The sequence below is a fragment of the Actinosynnema sp. genome (assembly GCF_052038725.1).
In genome coordinates, this window is record NZ_JBQGCX010001042.1 from 1 (window position 1) to 4,976 (window position 4,976).

Below are 4,976 nucleotides of genomic sequence, written 5' to 3' on the forward strand. Positions count from 1 at the left end.
CCCGCGCCTGGGAGCGCGTGCTGACCGGGGACGCGCCCGCCTACGACCAGCTCACGACCGGAGGAGACCGGTGACCGCCACCGCCGCCAGGATGATCACCGCAGGAGCCGTGCTGCCCGGCACCGACTCGACCGGTGAGGACCGCGACACGATCACCGCCCGCCACTACGGGCACCCGGCGCTCGGCGAGCGCGTGGTCGTCAAGCTCGTGCCGAGCGTGCTCGGCAAGGCCGAGGACCTGACCGCCGAGTTCCTCGGCTTCAGCGCCCCCTCCCGCGTGGAGGGCGTGGGCACCGGCAAGCGCGAGGCGCTGGGCTTCCCGGCGTGGGCGCTGGTCAACGACCCGGCCAACGGCCACCACGCGCTCAACCTCGTCAAGGACGTGCAGCGCCTGGCCAGGATGGCGCGCTCCCGCGCGGGCGCCGCCAAGGACGGGTTCACCGCCCTCGGCGACATGCTCGGCCGCTCCGCCCCGCACTTCCTGCCCACCTTCTACGAGCAGGCAGGCCGCGCGTTCCTGGAGCACGGCAACACCACCTACGCGGCCACCATGTTCGGCAAGGCGCGCGAGGCGGAGGAGGTGCACGACCTCGAGGTCGACAACGCCCGCACCCGCGAGGTGTTCCTGGAGTTCGCGTTCGCGGGCGCGCTGACCGCCAAGGCGCTGTCGGCGCACGCGAAGGTGCTGCTCAAGCGGGCCGACCCGGTGGAGGCGTACGAGGGCTTCCTCACCCTGTGCGTCGAGCGCACCAGGGGCGGCCTGCCCCCGTACACCGGGATGCCCGAGGACCTCAAGCGCCTGGTCAAGGCCGCGAAGCTGGACCAGGCCGAGCAGGACGAGCGGCTGCTGACCGCCCTGCTCGACAGCGCCTCGATCCCGCGCGCGGGCCAGGGCTTCTGGAAGCACTACCGCACCGCGCTGGTGCGCATGGCCACCGCCGACCCGGAGGTGCGCTCGCACCTGCTCACGTTCGTGCCGTCCGCGTCGGCCGCGCTGCCGCTGTGGCTGGACATCGTCACCGCCTGCGGCGCGACCCGCGCGTACACCGACCCGGTGGAGACCGCGCCCGCCGCGCCCCGGCCCGCCGCCGAGTGGCTCTCCGACGTCATCGCCGTCAGCCACAGCAACTGGGGCGCCCAGCCGCGCCTGCCGAAGCTGCTCGAACTGGCCGAGGCCATGGCCCCGAGGCTCGTCGCCGACGGCCACGAGGTGCGCCTGCTGCTCGGCTGGCGCTTCTACGCGCTCGACCTGCTCGACCTGCTGCTCACCGAGGGCGTCCCGATCGCCGAGCCCAAGCGCAGGGACATCGACTACCAGGTCGGCTCCTGGCTGGGCGACGACGAGCCCGGCGCCCGCGACCTCGCCGCCGTCGCCGCCTCCCGGTTCGTCGACCGGCTCGGCGACGGCGTCTACAACTGCCTGCGCGCCAGAACCGACAAGGGCCTGACCACGGTGGACGCGCTGCTCCAGGTGCTCGCCGTGCCCGGCCTGCGCACCGCGCTCTCCGCGTGGAACACCGCCAGGGCCGCCGACGACGCCCCGCGCGGCCTGCCCGCGCTGGGGGAGCGGCTGGAGCAGTTGAGCGTCCTGGCCGTGCCCGAGGTGTTCGCCGACACCCCCGAGGTCGCCCAGGCCTTCGCCGACACCGACGTCCCCCAGGTCCTCGCCGACACGCTGCGCGCCGGCCTGTTCGACGAGCTGGGCTGGCCCGCCCTGGAGGAGGCCGTCCGGGCGCTGGAGGCCGAGAAGATCAAGGACGACCCCGGTGTCGTCCTCGCGGGCGGGGCCTGGCCGGTGCTGGTGCTGCGCCGCGCCGAGAAGTTCGTGGTCGTCGGCCCGGACGGGGTGCTCGCCGAGCACCAGGCCCGCATCCCCGCCGACCAGCGCCACCGCTGGTCGTTCGAGCCCACCGGCACCTGGCACGACGGGGCGCTGCTGGTGCGCTGGCAGGGCCCGGACGAGGAGCTGGGCTACTGGAGCGACGCGCCCAGCAAGATCTTCCAGACCAACCGCGAGAACAGCTACTACGGCGGCTCCACCCCGGAGCCCGCGATCACCACGCCCGCGGGCCTGTTCACCGGCGGCAGGCTGCTCCAGCGCGGCGACACGCACATCCCCTCGCCCCGGCGGGTCTACGGCGACGGCGCCAACCTGTGGGCCCTCGGGCCCCTGCCCGAGGGCGGCCAGGGCCTCGTGGAGGTCGACCCGGCCACCGGCGAGCTCGGCCGGGCGAGCCTGCCCGCGTTCCTGGAGGACTTCGCCGCCGACGGCGCCTCGCTGAACGTGCACTCCTGCAGCCTGCGCCCGTCCGTCCCGGCCACCACCGGCAGCCCGCTGGGCGAGGCGAACGGCCTGCACGGCTGGCGGGTGCGCCGCCAGGCCGACAAGTCCTGGCTGGCCGAGGGCGTCGACGGCAGGCGGGTGCACCTGACCGACGGCGAGCGCTACGCGCCGGTCGGGCAGCTCGCCCTGCCCGGTGGCGGCAAGCTCACCCTCGTGTCGCACTACCGGACCATCGACCTGCTCGACGAGCACGGCGTCGTCGTGGGCTCCCTGGACGGCGTCGGCCAGCAGCACGCGGACTACTCGGCGGGCACCCCGCTGATGCCGCCGATGGGCTGGTGGCACGTGCTGCGCCCGCGCGACGAGGCCGGTTCGGCGGCGCTGCGCGCGGTCACCCGCGAGGCCGCCGAGGCCCTGCTCGCCGCCGCGGTCGCCGAGGCCGCGCTGCCGAAGGAGGAGCGCGACGAGCTGCCCACCGCGCACCGCTGGCGGCTGGGCGCGCTGCTGCGCCGCGTGCGCGGTGAGAAGGCCCCGCGCGACCTGGTCGCGGAGGCCGTCGCCGAGGCGCTGCCCGGCCTGACCCACCCGGCGCTGGTCGTCGGCGTGTCCGACCTGGTGCGCCGGGCCGCGAAGCTGCTGGTGGGCTACCGGGCGTTCGCGCCGGTCGCCGAGGCGGCCCGCACCACCGACCTGGACGCGCTCGCCCCGAGCGGCCCGGTCGTGAGCGCGGAGGCCGTCGAGGGCGCGCTCGACTGGTTCGGCGGTTACCGCTACCGGTCCGGCCACTCCGGCGCGACGACGCTGCCCGAGCTGATCGCCGCGCTCGGGCAGGCCGCCGCCGGTCCCGCCCTGGCGAAGGCGCTGCCGCACCCGGACAGCACCACCTGGCACAAGGTGCTGCCCGAGCTGCCCGCGCTGCTGCACCGCGCGGCCTCGCCGCTCACCCCCGAGCCGGAGCGGGAGGCCCTGGTCCTGCTGCTGCGCTCGCTCGCCGACGCCGGACTGGTCGACGGCACCGGCCGCTGGCGCGTGGTCGGGATCAACCTCCCGGTGAAGACCCAGCTGACCAAGCACGCCGTGCTCCCGCTGGGCGGCGGCTTCGCCACGTTCACCACCAACAGCGGCTCCCGCGAGGACGACACCTACCTGGTGGAGGGCCTCCAGTTCAGCCCCGAGCCCGGCCGGTTCGCCCTGCCGCCCAAGGCCACGCTGTCCTACTCGCGCGAGCTGCGCGGCGCCCTGACCGGCGCGGACGTGCTGCGGTTCCTGGACGTGCTCGCCGAGCGCGGCCCCGCGCCGTGGCGCGCCGACGCCCCCGAGGAGCTGGCCGGGCTGACCCGCCTCGGCACCTCGGTGTCGGCGCGGCTGCTCGCCGGGATGCCAGAGATCGAGACCTGGGGCGCGAACTTCCTGACCACCGAGCAGCGCAAGCTCATCGGCCTGTCCGCCGCCGAGCTCAAGGCCGCCAGGCAGGGCCTGCGCGACACCGACAAGCGGTTCCGCCGCGAGCTGCTCGCCGCCGCCGTGCCCGCCGACCCGGTGGCGCTGTGGGAGGGCGGCCCGGACGTCGAGGCCGTCGCGCGGGTGTGGGTGGACGCGCGCGGCAGGCGCGTGCAGGTGCCCGACGACGTGCTGCTGGACGCCAGCAAGTCGCTGACCGGCCGCTCGCCGGAGACCACGCTCGCCGCGCTGCTCAACCCCGAGCGCACCGAGTGGCTCACCACCGACGCGCGGATGCACATCGTCGAGAACAACCTGAAGATGCGCGAGAGCGAGGGCTTCACCGGCCACCACCTGACGGTGTCCCTGGAGGCGCTGACCTGGCTGGCCTACCGGCTGCCCGCGGCCTCGCCGCTGCGCTCGCGGCTGCCCGTCGCGCTGGAGCTGGTGCGCGCCCGCAACGCCAGCCGGGACCTGGCGATCCAGCTCGGCACGTGGCGTGAGACGGTGGCCGTGGAGAAGATGCTCGGCATCACCGCCGACCGCACGATCGGCGCGATCACGAACCACGGGGGGTGGCTGGACGTGGTCACCACCTCCGAGGAGTACTGCACCCTGATCGCGTGGCCCGCGCGGGTGCGCCCGCAGGACCGGGCCGTGTTCCAGGCGCTGGCCGAGCAGTCGTACTCGTCGGACGTCATCGCCTGCGGCGACCTGCTCGCCACCGACGGGCTGACCGCGCTGTGCGCGGCGGTCGCGCCCGAGGGCACCGACCCGGAGGTGTTCTTCCAGGACCCGGCGTTCTCGGTCCCGCACCTGGTCGAGCAGGCGGCCGAGCGGTTCGGCCTGTCCGCCGACGCGGCCGTGCTGTACCTCCAGCTGCTGGCCCTTCCCGACCCGACCGACGCCAACACGGCCCGGTGGACCGGGTGGAAGCCCGCGCGGCTGAAGAAGGCGCGCGCCGAGCTGGCCGAGACCGACCTGGTGCTCAGCGCCAAGCGGGCGCGGGCGGGCCGGTCGCTGTTCCTGCCGGGCGGCTGGTCGGACCTGAAGAAGCCGCACCTGCCGGTGGAGACGTGGAAGGCCGCGATGTTCGACGTGGCCTTCGGCTACGAACCGGCCAAGCGCGGCGGCGCGATCGTCCCGGTCGAGCCGGTGGCGGCCCTGTTCGAGCGCGCCTGGCAGCGCGTGCTCGACGGCGACGCCCCGGCCTACGAGGAGCTGCGCACCGGGAGCCGCCGATGACGTCCCC

The 4,976-nt window shown here is 75.2% G+C and carries 1 protein-coding gene; it reads left to right on the top strand.

What is annotated here, in order from left to right:
• Positions 1-70 precede the first annotated feature (70 nt).
• Entirely contained in the window at positions 71-4,969 is a 4,899-nt protein-coding gene (locus ACTUAL_RS22020; RefSeq protein ID WP_440901572.1) for a hypothetical protein, read from the top strand.
• The last annotated feature ends 7 nt before the right edge of the window (positions 4,970-4,976 follow it).